Raw genomic sequence first — 14248 nt, forward strand, 5'->3', positions numbered from 1 at the left:
GCTCGGCGGCGCCCCGCCGGAGCCCGGCCCGGACCGGCGCACCGTGCGCCGTCCGGTGCGGACCGGCATGACCTGGGGCGCGCGGCTGCTCGTCGGCGGTCTGGTCATGCTCGTCGCGGTGGTCGGGGTGACCGCACTGCGGGTGTGGCAGGTCGCCCGGGACGACGACCAGCGCCCCAGCGACGCCGTCGTCGTGCTCGGCGCGGCCCAGTACAACGGCGAGCCCAGCGCGGTCCTGGCCAACCGGCTCAAGCACGCCGAGCAGCTGTGGCGCGACGGCGTGGCCCCGCGGATCGTCACCGTCGGCGGCGGTCGCACGGGGGACCGGTACACCGAGGCCGAGGCCAGCCGGGACTGGCTGGTCGAGCAGGGGGTGCCGTCCTCGGCGGTCGAGGCCGTCCCCGAGGGTGCGGACACGCTCGGCAGCCTGCAGGCGGTCGCGGCGACCGCGCGGCAGCAGGGCTGGTCCTCGGCCCTGCTGGTGTCCGACCCGTGGCACAGCCTCCGTGCCCGCACCATGGCGCGCGATGCCGGGCTGGAGGCCTACACCTCCCCGACACGCAGCGGCCCGATCGTGCAGACCCGGGAGACCCAGCTGCGCTACATCTACCGTGAGACCGGCGCGCTGTTGTTCTACGAGCTGACCCACGCGTCGGTCGACACCGCGAGCAGCGGGCTGGGATGACCCTCCAGCACGCCCCGGTCGACCCGGGATACACCGCCGCCGACGCGGAGCGCCGCCATCCGGAGGCGCCGAAGGGCTCCGGGCTGGGGGAGCGCGGCCGCGTCGAGCGGCGCAGCCCCTACTCCCGCGACCGGGCCCGGGTGCTGCACTCCGCGGCGCTGCGCCGGCTCGCGGGCAAGACCCAGGTGGTCGGGCCGGGGGAGGGTGCCGAGGTCAGCGGGATCCCGCGGACCCGGCTGACGCACTCGCTCGAGGTCGCCCAGATCGGCCGCGGCATCGCCGAGGAGCTGGGCCTCGACCCCGACGTCGTCGACGCCGCCGGGCTGGCCCACGACATCGGCCACCCGCCGTTCGGGCACAACGGCGAGCGTGCGCTCGACGTCGCGGGAGCCGAGTGCGGCGGGTTCGAGGGCAACGCCCAGACCCTGCGCATCCTGACCCGCCTGGAGCCCAAGGCCCGCTCCGGCGACGGCCGCGTCCCCGGCGGGCTCAACCTGACCCGGGCGACCCTGGACGCCGCCACCAAGTACCCGTGGCCGCGCCGCGGCGCGGAGCGCAAGTTCGGTGCCTACGCCGACGACCTGCCGGCCCTGGAATGGGTGCGGGCCGGGGCACGGCCGGGGGTGCGGAGCATGGAGGCCCAGGTGATGGACTGGGCCGACGACGTCGCCTACTCGGTGCACGACGTCGAGGACGCGGTGCACGCCGGCCGGATGGACCTGGCGGTGCTGTCCTCGCCGGCCGAGCGCGCGGCGCTCGCGGTGGAGGCGTCGCTGCGCTTCGGCGAGGACGAGGGCGCCTGCGCCGAGGCCGCCGCCCGGCTCGACGCGCTGCCGGTGGTCCGCGCGGTCCGCGGCTTCGACGCCGCCACCGCCGCCGGCGACGACCTGGTCGCGATGAAGCGGATGACCTCCGAGCTGGTCGGCCGGTTCGCCCTCGCCGCGACCGACGCGACCCTGGACACCTACGGCGACGCGCCGCTGGCCCGGCACCGTGCGGACCTGGTGGTGCCGGTCGTCGCCGCGGCGGAGGTGGTGGTGCTCAAGGCGCTGGCCACCCGCTACGTGATGAGCGACCCGAGGCGGCTGGCGATGCAGTCCCGCCAGCGCGACCTGCTGCACGACCTCGTCGCGGCGCTGTACGACCGGGGGCCGGACGCTCTCGACCCGGCCCGCGCGGAGGACTGGGCCGCCGCCCCCGACGACCGTTCGCGGCTGCGCGTCGTGATCGACCAGGTCGCGACGCTGACCGACCCGCAGGCGCACGCCTGGCACCGCACCCTCTGCCGGCCCTGACACCTGCCGGCCCCCGACACCGGCCAGCCCAGAGACGCCGACGGCCCCGCCGTCCGGGTGGGGCGGCGGGGCCGGGTGGCCGGGGTCGGTGCGGGGCTCAGCGCAGGGTGATCGCGGGCTTCGCCGCGTCGGCCTCGCTGGTCACGGCCCGGGTCGGGCAGGTCCCGAGGACCCGGTCGATCGCGTCGCGCTCGGCGCTGGTCACCCACAGCTTGTACTTCTTCTTCACCGCGACCTGCCGCGCGACGTAGGCGCAGCGGTAACGGCTGTCCGGCGGGAGCCAGGTCGCGGCGTCGCCGTCGCCCTTGCGGCCGTTGGTCGGCCCGTCGACGGCGATCAGGTTCAGCGGGTCGTTCCCGATCTTCTCCCGGGTGGCCGCGTCGAGCTGCTGGGCGCCCTTCTGCCAGGCGTCGGACAGCGCGACGACGTGGTCGATCTGCACCTTCTCGCTGGTGCCCTGGCCGCGGGTGAACGCGATGGTGGTGCCGGTGTAGGAGTCACGCAGCGTCCCGGTCAGCACGACGCAGTCGTGCGTGCCCGCCTTGAACGTCTCGCGGTCCATGTCCCGGGCCAGGACCTGGTTGCGCTGGTCGCAGCCGTCCCGGTCGATGTCGGCCCAGGTGCGCCCGAACTGCTGGCGCGTGTAGCCGGTCTTCGGTGCCCGGCCCTTCACCGCCAGTGTCTTCAGCGTCGCCGACGCGCCGCCCGCGGCCGCACCCTCCACGGTCCCGGGCGTCACCGGGGCGATCGCGCCGACGTCCACGACGCCGGTGTCGAGCGCCGCGTCCAGCACGTCCACGAACGATCCGGGGGATCCGCACCCGGCCATCACCATCATCGTCGCCAGCAGTCCGGCGACCCGCACACCTCGAACACGCACACCGGAGATGTTCGCGAATGCGAACGCTGGAACCACGCCAACACGCCGCGTGTTCGTCACTCAGGGTGAAGAGACTTGCCAGGAGAGGGTCGGTCCGTTCACAGGGTCGGGGTGGTCGGTGGTCCCGTGATCACGCTCACAGACCCTCGGGCCACCACGGCCGGGGTGGGGCGGGAGCACGCTCGGGCTACGCGTGCTCGTCGTGACGGCGCCGTCGACCGGCCACCCCGCCGGTCCGACGCCGGTTCCGGGCCCGGCACGCGGCCGGGCCCGGAACCGAGATCAGGCGTTGATCGCCGCCCGGTCGGAGTCGTGCCCGGACTCGACGGCGATCGTCCGCGGCTTGGCCGCCTCGGCGACCGGGATGCGGATGCGCAGCACCCCGGCGTCGTACGACGCGTGGATGGAGGACGTGTCGAGGTTGTCGCCCAGGAACAGCTGGCGGGCGAACACGCCGTAGGCCCGCTCGGAGGCGACCCACTCGACCTGGTCGGTCCCGGCGTTGGCGGGCCGCCGCTCCGCCTTGACCGTCAGGGTGTTGCGCTCGACGGAGAGATCGACGGCGTCCGGGTCGATGCCGGGGAGGTCGAACTCCACGACGAACTCGTCACCGTGACGCCAGGCGTCCATCGGCATCGCCGCCGGGCGCGACCAGGTGCCGCCGGACTCGAACGCCTGCGAAGCGATGCGGTCCAGGGCTCGGAACGGGTCGGTACGCAGCAGCATCTCGAACCACTCCCTTCCAGCCGTGCCGGTTCACGACCGACCGGCTGACTCCTCGTTGTCCTTCGTCATGTCGGTCCTCCGGAGTCCCGCTCCGGATATCTCCAGTTATAGCTGGAGATTTTCTGTTGTCAAGGGCTGCTCTGGATTCGTGTCGCCGAGTTCGGCGCGCAGGCGTGCGAGCTCCGTGCGCAGGCGCTCGATCTCGCGGTGTGCCGCGCCGAGGCGGTTCTCGCTGTCGGCGAGCTCGCCGCGCAGCCGGTCGATCCAGGACGCCGAGCCCAGCGGATGCCCGTCGTCGAGCAGGGTGCGCAGGCGCGCGGCCTGCTCCAGCTGGTTGCGTGAGTAGCGGCGGTGCCCGCCCGGGGAGCGGTGCGGGTTCACCACACCCGCGCTGTCGAGACTGCGCAGGAACGCGGGCTCGACCTCCAGCAGGTGCGCGGCCTGGCCCATCGCGACGGTCGGGTAGTCGGGGTCGTCGAGCCGGTCCAGTGCCATGTCGGTTCCTCCCTCGCGGTCCGCGGTGCACGCTCGGGTACCGGAACAGGTCGTCCGCGAACCTGAGTGTGGCCACGTGATGGCGAAAATCTTAACCATACGCTAGAGATATGGAGGAGACGACGATCCGGAAGGAGAACGCGATGAACAGGAGCAGGGTCCGCACCGACCGCCCCCGCGAGGACGTCCTCCACGTCCGCGTCGACGGCGAGCTGGACGCGGCGGCAGGTGCGTCACTGCTGCGCCAGGTCGACGCGCACCTCGCCGTCGCCGGTGCCGGGTGGTCGCCGGTCCGGCACGTCCTGGTCGATCTCGGTACCGGGGTCACCGCGCGCGGCGCGCGGGCGCTGCACCATCTGCGGCACGTGGCCCGCAACCGCGGCCTGGACGTCCGGCTGATCGGCGCCGCCCGCGTCGCGCCGCGGACGGTGCCGGGCGTCCGGGCGGTGCTGCACGGGATGCGCAACCACCCGGACCTGGACTCCGCGCTCGCCGAGCTGCCGCCGTCGGTCGTCGTCGCGGCCTGATCGGACCGGGGTGGGGTGAGGCTCCCCCCACCCCGGCTTGCCCCGGTCGTTAGCACTGCGATGAAGTGAAGGCGTGACCTCCTCGCGTTGGCTCGTCCCGGTGCTGGCCGTGCTCTTCGTGCCGCTCTGGGCGTCCGGCTTCATCGCCGGCAAGATCGCGACCGGCTCCACCGACGTCCCCGCGGTCCTGTTCTGGCGGTTCGTGATCGCGCTGGTCGTGATGCTCGTCGCCGTCGCCGTGCAGCGGCCGGGCCCGCCGCGGGGCCGGGCCTGGCTGCACCTCGCGGTCACGGCGCTGCTGCTGCAGGTCGGGCAGTTCAGCTTCGTCTACAGCGGGCTCGCCTCGGGCGTCCCCGCCGGGCTGTCGAGCCTCATCCTCGGAATGGCACCGTTGCTGGTCGGGCTGCTGACCCCGTTGCTGCTGGCGACCCGCCTGGGCGTCGGACCGGTCCTGGGCCTGCTGATCGGCGCCACCGGCGTCTACGTCGTACTGGCCGACGACCTCGGTGCCGGTCTCGGTGGCAACCTCGTCTTCCCGGTGCTGGGCATGCTGTCGCTGGCGGCCGGCACGCTCTACCAGAAGCGGTTCAACGACGGCACACCCGTGGTGACCAGCGTCGTGGTCCAGATGGCCACCTCGCTGATCGCGACCCTGGTCGCCTGGCCGTTCCTCGGGGCGGACTGGCTGCCCCGGGCACCGTCGGGGTGGGCGGCCGTGGCCTTCCTGGGGGTCGTGAACTCGGCGGGCGCCTTCGTGCTGATGTTCGTGCTGCTACGCCTGCGGTCCACGGTCTTCGTGTCGTCGCTGCTGAACCTGGTCCCGGCGACGACGGCGCTGGTCGCCGTGCCCGTGCTCGGGGAGCCGCTCACCGTGCAGGCGGTGCTGGGCCTCGGCATCGCGCTGGTCGGCATGTTCGTCGGCCTGGGCCGGGTGCCCGGCCTGCGCGGCCACCCGGTGACGGCCGACGCGGCCGCCCCGGCAGAGCAACCGGACACCGGCGACGCCGCCTCGGTGGAGCAGCCGGACACCGACACCGCCGCACCGATGGGGCGGCCGGACACCGACACCGCCGCACCGCCGGCGGGCGGACCGGGACGCCGGGCCGGAGGCGCCTAGACTGGCCGTCGTGGCAGGACGGATCCGGGACGCCGACATCACCGAGGTCCGCAACCGCACGCGGGTCGAGGAGATCGTCGAGGAGTACGTGGCCCTCCGCCGCGCCGGGGCGGGCTCGCTGAAGGGCCTGTGCCCGTTCCACGACGAGAAGTCCCCGTCGTTCACCGTCCGCCCCTCGCACGGCACGTTCCACTGCTTCGGCTGCGGTGAGCACGGCAGCGTCATCGACTTCGTCATGAAGATGGAGGTCATCGGGTTCCCCGAGGCCGTCGAGCGGCTCGCCGAGCGGTGCGGGGTCCGGCTCACCTACGAGGGCGGCGGCTCCTCGGTGCAGCGCGACCGCGGTACCCGCAGTCGCCTGCTGGAGATCAACAAGAAGGCCCAGGCGTTCTACGCCGAGCAGCTGCGCACCCCCGCCGGACGGGCCGGGATGCAGTTCCTCGCCGACCGCGGGTTCGACGAGGCCGCCGCGGAGAAGTTCGGCTGCGGCTACGCCCCGGCCGGCTGGGACGCCGTCACCAAGCACCTGCTCTCCCAGGGCTACCAGCTCGACGAGCTGATCAAGGCGGGCATCTCCAAGGAGGGCCGTCGCGGCGCCATCGACCGCTTCCACCGGCGCCTGCTGTGGCCGATCCGAGACCTGGGCGGCGACGTGGTCGGCTTCGGCGCGCGCCGGCTGTTCGACGACGACGGCATCGAGGCCAAGTACCTCAACACCTCCGAGACGCCGGTCTACCGCAAGACCCACGTGCTGTTCGGCCTGGACCAGGCCAAACGGGAGATCGCGAAGACCCGGCAGGTGGTCGTCGTCGAGGGCTACACCGACGTGATGGCGATGCACCTGGCCGGGGTGACCACGGCGGTCGCGTCCTGTGGCACGGCGTTCGGCACCGAGCACGTCTCGGTCATCCGCAGGCTGATCGGCGACGACTCCTTCGACCGCGGGGAGGTCATCTACACCTTCGACGGCGACGCGGCGGGCCAGAGCGCCGCGATGAAGGCGTTCGAGGGCGACCAGAACTTCGCCGCGCAGACCTTCGTCGCCGTCGCACCGGACGGTCAGGACCCCTGCGACCTGCGCAACAACCACGGCGACGCGGCCGTGCGGGACCTCGTCGCCCGTCGTGAGCCGCTGTTCGAGTTCGCCATCCGCACCGAGCTGCGCAGCCACGACCTCGCCAGCGCCGAGGGCCGGGTCGCCGCGCTGCAGCGGACCGTCCCGCTGGTCGCGCAGATCAAGCGGGAGGACCTGCGGGACGAGTACGCGCGCCGGCTCGCCGGCTGGGTCGGCTGGGACGACATCGCCGTCGTCGTGCGCCGGGTGCGCGAGAGCGCCGGGGTGCCGCCGGAGGGGGGCCGCTCCCGGCGTCGTGCCCCGCTGCCCGCCCCCAAGCGCGACGACACCCAGCTGCACCTGCAGCGCGAGGCGCTCAAGGCGGCCCTGCAGATCCCCGGCGTCGTGGGCCCCGCGTTCGACGAGCTGCCCGAGGCCGGGTTCACCCACCCGCAGCTGGCCGCGGTGCACCGGGCGATCATGGCCGCGGGCGGGGTGTGCGCCGGGCTGGACGGGTCGGACTGGCTCGACGCCGTCGTCGCCGAGAGTGCGGGCGACGACGTGAAACGCCTGGTCAGCGAGCTGGCCGTGGAGGACCTGGAGCTCCCCAAGCGCAACACCGACGAGGTCCGCTACGTCAACGGCGTGCTCGCCGGGGTCCGGCTCGGCCTGGTCGAGCGCGAGATCGCCGACCTCAAGTCCCAGCTGCAGCGCACCAACGCCGAGACCGACCACGACGAGTACATGGACTTGTTCGGGGTGCTCGTCCCGCTGGAGCAGTACAAGATCCAGCTGCGCGAGCAGGCCTCCGGGGTCGCGTCGTGACCGGCTTCTGGGCGCGGTTGCTCGGGCGTGAGCCGGTGCCCGACACGGTCGCCGACGCCCTCGCCGACTCCGAGGCCGTCGTCGCGACCGCGCAGGTCCCGGACGGGATGCTCGTGGTCACCTCGTGGGGGATCTGGCCCCCCGGCGGTGAGCGGCTGGGCTGGCACGAGATCGCGAAGGCCACCTGGGACAAGGTCAGTCTGGTCGTGACGCCGACCTCGGCCGAGCAGATCGTCCCCGGCACCGAGCTGCTGGCCGACGGACGCCCGCTGCGGTTCCGGCTCACCGACCCGGGGAAGGTGCCGCAGGCGGTGCAGGAACGGGTTACCCAGTCCATCCGCACCCGCAACCGGCGCGAGCTTCCCGGGGGAGGGGCCTGGGTGCTGCAGCGCCGGGTCCCCGGCCGCGACGGACTGGTCCTCCAGGTGCGACCCGACCCGGGCACCGACCCCGTCGCCGCGCGCCGCCTCGCCGAGGGCATCGCAGCCCGTCTGCCGGAGGACCCGTGAGCACCAGCTGGGACCCCGCCCTCTACCGCGCGTTCGACGACCACCGCTCCCGCCCGTTCCTCGACCTGCTGGCCCGGGTGGGGGAGCCCGACCCGGGCCTGTCCCGGGTCGTCGACGCCGGCTGCGGCCCCGGCCACCTGACCGGGCTGCTGGCCGACCGCTGGCCGACGGCGACGGTGGAGGCGTTCGACTCCTCCCCGGACATGGTCGCCGCGGCCCGGGCCGCGGGCGTCGACGCCGCGCAGGTCGACGTGCGCGACTGGACCCCGCCCCGTGACACCGGGGTGCTCGTGTCCAACGCGGTGCTGCAGTGGGTGCCCGAGCACCCCGAGGTGCTGCGCCGCTGGACGGCCGCGCTCGCGCCCGGTGCGTGGATCGCGGTGCAGGTCCCCGGCAACTTCGACGCGCCCTCGCACGTGCTGACCCGCGAGGTCGCCTCGCTGCCGCACTGGCGCGACCGGATCGTGCTGCGCGGCGACGGGACCGTGCTCGACCCGCTCGGCTACGCCGACCTCCTGGCCGCCACGGGCGCCGACGTCGACGTGTGGGAGACGACCTACCTGCAGCGGCTCGACGGCGAGGACCCGGTCCTGCGCTGGATCTCCGGCACCGCCCTGCGCCCGGTCCGCGACGCCCTCGACGACGACGCCTACGACGCGTTCGTCCGCGAGCTCGCTCCTCGGCTGCGCGCGGCCTACCCGCCGAGCGCCGACGGCAGCACCTGGTTCCCGTTCCGCCGCGTCTTCGCGGTCGCCCGTACACGCTGAGCCGCCCCGTCCCGCGCCCCCGGGACGGGGGTCATGGGACGGGGCGGGCCTCAGCGCCCGGTGTTCTGGCCCCCGCGCACCTTGTCGATCGCGCCCTCGACGCCCGCCCGAGCGATGCCCGCGGCGCCCTGCACCGCGGGGTGGTCGGCTGCCCGGTGATAGGCGCGGACGAGCTGTTCGTAGCGCTCGTGACCGGCTCTGGTGCCGAGGACGTACCCGACGGCGACACCCACGAGGAATCTGACCATTCCCCTCACCTCCGACCGCGACCGTACCCGGACCGCCGGCGCTGCCCGACCGCCACCCGGATGGGGCTCCGACCTGCGGGAACAGCGGCCGAACGGGGGGTTGCGAGACGACGGTGCGGGGTGTTGTAGAGTTCTTCTCGTCGCCGGGAACACCACCTGGAGCGGCATGAACGGTCCTCCGTAGCTCAATGGCAGAGCACCCGACTGTTAATCGGGCGGTTATTGGTTCGAGTCCAATCGGAGGAGCATCTCCCGAGGTCAGTGACGTGATCCGGTTGGCGAATCAAGATCGACCCCCAGGAAACCCACACCAATGGGTTCCGGGGGTCGACGTCTTTCCAGGACCTCCAGGACCTTCTTGGCTCCGGTCGCGGCCACCAGGGCGGTTCAGCCAGTACGACGAGGAAGGGGCGGGACCACTCGGATCAGGCGTCGAAGCGGACCGTGGTGAAGTCGACCGTGCCCGAGAAGTCGGTGGTGTCCTGGAAGCCCCAGCCAATGACCTTGGCGCTCTGCGGCACGAGGTAGACCCAGGTCATGTCGGCCTCAAAGCCCGGCTGGAGCTGATCGTTGCACTCAGGGTTGCCCTTGAGCTTGTAGAGGTCGTCGATGGCGTCGAAGTTGCGTTGTTGCGAGTCGACGAGCTTGGTGTTGATCGGCAGGCTGCAGGTGAGGTCGAGGCCCACTTTGGCGTTGTTGACGACGTGCGCGGTGACGGAGACGAATCGGCCGCCTGCCTGTGGCGTCGTCTTCGTGTACTTCTCGTAGCCCGAACCCGGTCGGAAATTGGACTCGTTCATCTGGATTGAGTCGACTGCGCGGGCGTCGGTCACGGTCAAGGTGATGCCACGGTTGCTCACTGTCTGACCGATGCTCGCCGAGGGTGGAGCGGTCGGGGTTGGCTTGGTTGTGACCGGCGCTGCTGACGCAGTGGTGGCGGGGCTCCCGGTGCTCGAGGGGGGCTCGGCGCTGCATCCCGCGAGCAGGAGCAAGGCGAGGAGGACGACGACGGACGCGGCACGCATGACTACTCCGTGATGTGAGGCGATCACTCCGCCTGTCGGCAGGCTTTGCTGTCTCATTACCGCCCTCCGTCCTCGATCGTCACTCTTGATGAACAGTCGACCTGGAGTGCGCGGGCTCGTCCTCCGCAAGGGCCGACCTCGCTCTCCTCGGGCCGTACACTCGGCACATGGACACCGCTCGCACCTTGACCGCCGCCGTCGCGAAGGACGGCGAGTGGTACGTCGCCCGCTGCCTGGAGATCGAGGTCGCCAGCCAGGGCGAGACGGTCGACGAGGCGCTGGCCAACCTCCGTGAGGCGTTGGAGCTGTATTTCGAGGACGACGAGGTGCCGGCTTCCTTCGAACACCCGCTCGTGACTCCGATCGAGATCCGCATCCCGGCGTGAGCCCAGCCCTTCCTCAGGTTTCCGGCAAGCAGGTCGTCCAGGCGCTCGAATGAGCGGGCTTCGAGCACCGCTCGACCAAGGGCAGCCACGCGAAGCTCCGCCACCCTGACGGCAGAGTCGTGATCGTTCCGCTGCACCGCGAGATCGTCCGGGGCACTCTCGGCTCCGTTCTGCGGCAGGCCGGACTCAGCGCTTCGGAGTTCCTGGACCTGCTCAGCTGAGGCACACAACATCCACTACCACCGGCTGGTCCTGGACGCGGTGCCACGTGGCGCCCAGACAGCTCTCGACGTCGGCACCGGCAACGGCCTCCTCGCTGCGGACCTGGTGCACAGGGTCCGCAGATTGTCGCGATGGACCCGGATCCGAGAGCGCAGCTCGATCCGGGCACCGTCCCACGATCGATCCCCAGGAAGCTCGTCTGACCGGATCCGGGGGCCGACGTCTTTCCGGACCCGCCACCGCTGTGGCTCGTTGTCGACCACCCGACCCGCCCGGAGGTGGTTCCCGACCACACCGAGCGCGTCCCGTTGCAGTGGGATCGACGCGATGCCGCAGCGGCCCTCACCCCACGCCGCGCGCCCGGATCCCCGCCTCGTGCGGATCCACCTGCTGCTCCTCGGGTGACAGCGCGAGGGTGAGGATCCGCCTCGGGCGGATCCGGATGATCGCGTTCGACCCCGGCGACTGCCCCGCGGAGTCCGTCGGCTCGGTCAGCGCCTCGCCCCGTCCCCGGATCTCAACGAACCGCACCCGCCACGGGTCGGTCGACAGCACGTCGTCGACGACGAAGGCGACCTGCCCGTTCGCGGCGACGTTGCGGAACTTGCGGCTGTGCTCCATCCCGTGGCCGCCGATGTCGATGGTGCCCAGCGTCGTGTTGACACCGAACCCCACCGGGCTGACCTGCAGCGTCCCGTCCGGCTGGGCGGTGGCGAGCCGCCCGATCCGCTGGCTGCGCAGGTAGGCGATCTCTTCGTCGGTGAACATGGCGGCGACTCTAGGACCTGAACGGCGCTTCAGGTCAAGACGTGGCTCGCGCGACCGCGGCCCGCGCGTCGGCCTCCGGCATCCCGAGGGTCAGCAGGTGCCCGAGGGCGACGTCGGTCTCGTCGCCGTCCCACCGCCCCTCCTGTGCAGCTCGCATGTAGGCCAGGGACCCGGCCTGCAGGACCTCGGCCAGCACCGGGGCCGCGGCGTGCCGGGAGAACACACCGGCCCGCTGCCCGTTCTCCAGCAGCCGGATCATGATCGTGTGGAACGGGCCCATCGCGGCGCGGACCTCGTCGTCGGCGGTGCGGCGGGCCAGCGCGATGACCGGGCCGTAGCGCCGCGACGTGCTCCAGGTGCGCAGGAGGGTGGCCGCGAGCTCGACGGCCGGGTCGGCCGCGTCGGGGTCGACCTCGCCGACCTTCTCGACGAAGTCCGCCGACGCCGCCCGGACGAGTGCGACCACGAGGTCGTGACGGCTGGTGAAGTGGCCGTAGAGGGTGCGCCGCACGACCCCGGCGCGGGCCGCGACCTCGTCGAGCGAGGCGTCCGGGTTCTCACGCAGCACGGCCTGCGCGGCGTCCAGGATGGACCGCCGGTTCCGCTCGCGGGCCGACGGCCGCTCCGTCCGTTTCATCACGCGTGCATTTTTGCACGATGAGTGCAATCCTGGCGAGTGTCGAGGACACCCAGTGCGAGGAGCGGACGATGACGATCGACCACGACACCCGGCCGGTACGGCTGGACCAGGACTTCTTCGACGATCCCGACGAGCTCTACCGCCGGTTGCGCGACGAGAGCCCGGTCGTCCGCGCGACCGGGCCGAACGGGCTGACCTTCTGGATGATCACCCGCTACGCCGACGCCCGTGCCGCGCTCAACGACCCGCGACTGCAGAAGGACTCCCGCCGGCTGCCGGAGGTGCTGCAGCGCCAGGGCGCGACCTCGATCCGCCAGTTCGCCGACTCCCTCGTCGCGCACATGCTCAACGCCGACCCGCCGGACCACACCCGGCTGCGCAAGCTCGTCGGACGGGCGTTCACCGTCCGGGCGATCGCCCGGCTGCGGCCGCGGATCGAGCAGATCGCCACCGAGCTCGCCGACGCCGCCGAGCAGGCGGGCCCCGAGCTCGACCTGCTGGACCACTTCGCCTTCCCACTGCCCATGACCGTCATCTCGGAGATCCTCGGTGTCCCGGGGGACCGGCGTGAGGACTTCCGGCACTGGTCGAACCTACTGCTCTCCAGCGGGCCCGACGAGGAGCGTGGCGCGGCCGCCGCGTCGATGGCGCAGTTCCTGTCCGCGCTCGTCGCCGAGAAGTCCGCCCACCCCGGCGACGACATGCTGTCCGAGATCGTCCGTGCCTCGGAGGACGGCGACTCGCTCAGCCCCACCGAGGTCACCGCGATGGCGTTCCTGCTGCTGGTCGCCGGGCACGAGACCACGGTCAACCTCATCGGCAACGGCGTGCTGGCACTGCTGCGCGACCCCGACCAGCACGCCCGGCTGCGTGCCGACCCCGACCGGGTGCCGCAGGCAGTCGAGGAGTTCCTCCGGTACGACGGCCCGGTCAACCTCGCCACGATCCGCTTCACCGACGAGCCCGTCGAGTACTCCGGGGTGACGATCCCGGCCGGCGAGGTCGTGCTCGTCTCGCTGATCGGGGCCAACCGCGACCCTGAGCGCTACCCGGACCCGCAGCGGTTCGACCCCGACCGCGACACCTCCGGGCACCTCGCGTTCGGCTACGGCATCCACCACTGCCTCGGCGCACCGCTGGCCCGCCTGGAGGCCGACGTCGCGTTCCGGACGCTGCTCGCGCGGTTCCCGGACATGACGCTCGCCGGCGCCCCCGGGCAGCACCGGCAGAGCACGCTGATCCACTCGCTCACGGCGCTCCCGGTGCGCCTGCACCCGTGACCGGCGCCGGGTGATCAGCCCGCGCTGAACTGCTCGCTGCCGATCACCCGGAGCAGCTCCAGGCGCCGTTCGGTCTCGCTGCGCGGCGCGGCGGTGAGTACCAGCAGCGCCTGGGACCGGTCCTCGGTGAACAGCGCCTGGCAGTCCACCTCCAGCTCGCCGAGCTCCGGGTGCAGCAGCGTCTTGTGGTCGGCGAACCGGCGTCCGACCTCGTGCAGCTCCCACAGGGCGGCGAACTCGGGGCTGCGCTCCGACAGCACGGGTCTGTAACGAGAACGGTGGTTCCGGCGATGTTGTCAGTAGTGCTCGGCGCCCGGCCAGCGGTCACCGAAAGTGATGGCGAAGGCGTTGAGGACTGGCTTCCAGCGCATCATCCATCGGGTGTGGCCTCGTCCGGTCGGGTCGAGGCTGCGGGTGACAAGGTACAGACATTTCATCGCGGCCTGCTCGCTGGGGAAATGCCCTCGCGCTCGGACCGCTCGCCGGTAGCGGGCGTTCAACGATTCGATCGCGTTCGTCGTACAGATCACCCTCCGGACCTCGATGTCGTAGTCGAGGAACGGCATGAACTCGGTCCAGGCGTTACGCCACAAACGTATCATCGCCGGATGGGCTCGCCCCCACTCGTCATCGAGATCATCCAGCGCGGCTGCAGCGGCATCGGCGGTGGACGCGGTGTAAATAGCTCGGATGGCGCGTTTGACGGCGTCGGTGTCACGCCGTGAAGTCAAGCGCAGTGAGTTGCGGATCAGGTGCACGACACAGGTCTGCACGATCGCCTGGGGCCACACGTTCTCCA

Annotated in this window: 18 protein-coding genes, 1 tRNA gene and 1 pseudogene; 11 read left to right on the plus strand and 9 right to left on the minus strand. The window is 72.2% G+C overall.

The genetic code is table 11. The annotated features are described in order from the left end of the window. Positions 1-67: 67 nt before the first annotated feature. Entirely contained in the window at positions 68-685 is a 618-nt protein-coding gene (locus FVA95_RS21090) for a YdcF family protein (protein WP_043279722.1), read from the plus strand. Further along, positions 682-1980 carry a deoxyguanosinetriphosphate triphosphohydrolase gene (locus FVA95_RS21095; protein ID WP_149665711.1) on the plus strand — a complete coding sequence of 433 codons (1299 nt, stop codon included), beginning with the start codon at positions 682-684 and terminating at the stop codon, positions 1978-1980. Before FVA95_RS21090 ends, FVA95_RS21095 begins: the two co-directional genes overlap by 4 nt. Positions 1981-2077: 97 nt before the next feature. Here the strand turns inward: FVA95_RS21095 and FVA95_RS21100 are convergent, their stop codons facing one another. The 3 genes from FVA95_RS21100 to FVA95_RS21110 form a co-directional block, all read right to left on the minus strand. Continuing rightward, positions 2078-2860 carry an HNH endonuclease family protein gene (locus FVA95_RS21100; protein WP_240051639.1) on the minus strand — a complete coding sequence of 261 codons (783 nt, stop codon included), beginning with the start codon at positions 2858-2860 and terminating at the stop codon, positions 2078-2080. Positions 2861-3142: 282 nt separating this feature from the next. Further along, the gene (locus tag FVA95_RS21105) at positions 3143-3586 is read right to left on the minus strand and encodes an Hsp20/alpha crystallin family protein (protein WP_020625193.1); all 444 of its coding nucleotides are present in this window, start codon (positions 3584-3586) and stop codon (positions 3143-3145) included. Positions 3587-3691: 105 nt separating this feature from the next. Next, positions 3692-4081, minus strand: a complete 390-nt coding sequence (locus tag FVA95_RS21110; protein WP_149665712.1) for a MerR family transcriptional regulator — start codon at positions 4079-4081, stop codon at positions 3692-3694. 143 nt (positions 4082-4224) lie between these two features. Here FVA95_RS21110 and FVA95_RS21115 point away from each other — a divergent pair, with 143 nt between their 5' ends. From FVA95_RS21115 to FVA95_RS21135, 5 genes are all read left to right on the plus strand, one after another. Next, complete coding sequence (locus FVA95_RS21115) at positions 4225-4608, plus strand: hypothetical protein (protein ID WP_149665713.1); 384 nt, start codon at positions 4225-4227, stop codon at positions 4606-4608. A 73-nt stretch (positions 4609-4681) separates the two neighbouring features. Further along, a complete protein-coding gene (locus tag FVA95_RS21120; protein ID WP_149665714.1) occupies positions 4682-5725 on the plus strand; it encodes a DMT family transporter in 1044 nt (347 codons plus the stop codon). 10 nt (positions 5726-5735) lie between these two features. Beyond that, on the plus strand, positions 5736-7604 hold the full coding sequence (dnaG, locus tag FVA95_RS21125) for a DNA primase (protein ID WP_149665715.1): 1869 nt from the start codon (positions 5736-5738) through the stop codon (positions 7602-7604). Beyond that, positions 7601-8113, plus strand: coding sequence for a hypothetical protein (locus FVA95_RS21130; protein WP_149665716.1), 513 nt, complete (start codon positions 7601-7603; stop codon positions 8111-8113). Before dnaG ends, FVA95_RS21130 begins: the two co-directional genes overlap by 4 nt. Next, positions 8110-8880: a trans-aconitate 2-methyltransferase gene (locus FVA95_RS21135; RefSeq protein WP_149665717.1), complete on the plus strand. Its 771-nt coding sequence runs from the start codon at positions 8110-8112 to the stop codon at positions 8878-8880. Before FVA95_RS21130 ends, FVA95_RS21135 begins: the two co-directional genes overlap by 4 nt. Positions 8881-8930: 50 nt before the next feature. Here the strand turns inward: FVA95_RS21135 and FVA95_RS21140 are convergent, their stop codons facing one another. Then, complete coding sequence (locus tag FVA95_RS21140) at positions 8931-9128, minus strand: hypothetical protein (RefSeq protein WP_020625200.1); 198 nt, start codon at positions 9126-9128, stop codon at positions 8931-8933. A 174-nt stretch (positions 9129-9302) separates the two neighbouring features. Here FVA95_RS21140 and FVA95_RS21145 point away from each other — a divergent pair. Further along, a tRNA-Asn gene (locus FVA95_RS21145) sits at positions 9303-9374 on the plus strand. A gap of 179 nt (positions 9375-9553) precedes the next feature. Here the strand turns inward: FVA95_RS21145 and FVA95_RS21150 are convergent. Continuing rightward, positions 9554-10153, minus strand: a complete 600-nt coding sequence (locus tag FVA95_RS21150) for a DUF4352 domain-containing protein (protein ID WP_161992380.1) — start codon at positions 10151-10153, stop codon at positions 9554-9556. Between the two features lie 167 nt (positions 10154-10320). Here FVA95_RS21150 and FVA95_RS21155 point away from each other — a divergent pair, with 167 nt between their 5' ends. Together FVA95_RS21155 and FVA95_RS33110 are read left to right on the plus strand one after the other, a co-directional pair. Beyond that, positions 10321-10539, plus strand: coding sequence for a type II toxin-antitoxin system HicB family antitoxin (locus FVA95_RS21155; protein WP_020625202.1), 219 nt, complete (start codon positions 10321-10323; stop codon positions 10537-10539). 65 nt (positions 10540-10604) lie between these two features. After that, positions 10605-10760: pseudogene (locus FVA95_RS33110) on the plus strand (type II toxin-antitoxin system HicA family toxin); the annotation flags it as partial. 343 nt (positions 10761-11103) lie between these two features. Here FVA95_RS33110 and FVA95_RS21170 read toward each other — a convergent pair. Together FVA95_RS21170 and FVA95_RS21175 are read right to left on the minus strand one after the other, a co-directional pair. Beyond that, the gene (locus FVA95_RS21170; RefSeq protein WP_149665719.1) at positions 11104-11529 is read right to left on the minus strand and encodes a PPOX class F420-dependent oxidoreductase; all 426 of its coding nucleotides are present in this window, start codon (positions 11527-11529) and stop codon (positions 11104-11106) included. Positions 11530-11563: 34 nt separating this feature from the next. After that, a complete protein-coding gene (locus tag FVA95_RS21175) occupies positions 11564-12166 on the minus strand; it encodes a TetR/AcrR family transcriptional regulator (protein ID WP_205015922.1) in 603 nt (200 codons plus the stop codon). Between the two features lie 71 nt (positions 12167-12237). Between FVA95_RS21175 and FVA95_RS21180 the strand changes: the two genes are divergently transcribed. Continuing rightward, entirely contained in the window at positions 12238-13449 is a 1212-nt protein-coding gene (locus tag FVA95_RS21180; protein WP_149665721.1) for a cytochrome P450, read from the plus strand. A 14-nt stretch (positions 13450-13463) separates the two neighbouring features. Here the strand turns inward: FVA95_RS21180 and FVA95_RS21185 are convergent, their stop codons facing one another. Both FVA95_RS21185 and FVA95_RS21190 read right to left on the minus strand, forming a co-directional pair. Beyond that, on the minus strand, positions 13464-13709 hold the full coding sequence (locus FVA95_RS21185) for a hypothetical protein (protein ID WP_240051640.1): 246 nt from the start codon (positions 13707-13709) through the stop codon (positions 13464-13466). A 36-nt stretch (positions 13710-13745) separates the two neighbouring features. After that, positions 13746-14248, minus strand: a 503-nt coding sequence (locus tag FVA95_RS21190; RefSeq protein ID WP_193564393.1) for a transposase, incomplete at its 5' end; no start/stop codon positions are given.

It is taken from the genome of Pseudonocardia sp. EV170527-09 (assembly GCF_008369905.1).
Taxonomy (GTDB): Bacteria; Actinomycetota; Actinomycetes; order Mycobacteriales; family Pseudonocardiaceae; genus Pseudonocardia.

Coding starts and splice junctions, on each gene's coding strand:
- FVA95_RS21090 (WP_043279722.1), top strand. CDS start 68: ATGACCTGGGGCGCGCGGCTGCTCGTCGGCGGTCTGGTCATGCTCGTC.
- FVA95_RS21095 (WP_149665711.1), top strand. CDS start 682: ATGACCCTCCAGCACGCCCCGGTCGACCCGGGATACACCGCCGCCGAC.
- FVA95_RS21105 (WP_020625193.1), bottom strand. CDS start 3,586: ATGCTGCTGCGTACCGACCCGTTCCGAGCCCTGGACCGCATCGCTTCG.
- FVA95_RS21110 (WP_149665712.1), bottom strand. CDS start 4,081: ATGGCACTGGACCGGCTCGACGACCCCGACTACCCGACCGTCGCGATG.
- FVA95_RS21115 (WP_149665713.1), top strand. CDS start 4,225: ATGAACAGGAGCAGGGTCCGCACCGACCGCCCCCGCGAGGACGTCCTC.
- FVA95_RS21140 (WP_020625200.1), bottom strand. CDS start 9,128: ATGGTCAGATTCCTCGTGGGTGTCGCCGTCGGGTACGTCCTCGGCACC.
- FVA95_RS21150 (WP_161992380.1), bottom strand. CDS start 10,153: ATGCGTGCCGCGTCCGTCGTCGTCCTCCTCGCCTTGCTCCTGCTCGCG.
- FVA95_RS21155 (WP_020625202.1), top strand. CDS start 10,321: ATGGACACCGCTCGCACCTTGACCGCCGCCGTCGCGAAGGACGGCGAG.
- FVA95_RS21170 (WP_149665719.1), bottom strand. CDS start 11,529: ATGTTCACCGACGAAGAGATCGCCTACCTGCGCAGCCAGCGGATCGGG.
- FVA95_RS21175 (WP_205015922.1), bottom strand. CDS start 12,166: ATGAAACGGACGGAGCGGCCGTCGGCCCGCGAGCGGAACCGGCGGTCC.
- FVA95_RS21180 (WP_149665721.1), top strand. CDS start 12,238: ATGACGATCGACCACGACACCCGGCCGGTACGGCTGGACCAGGACTTC.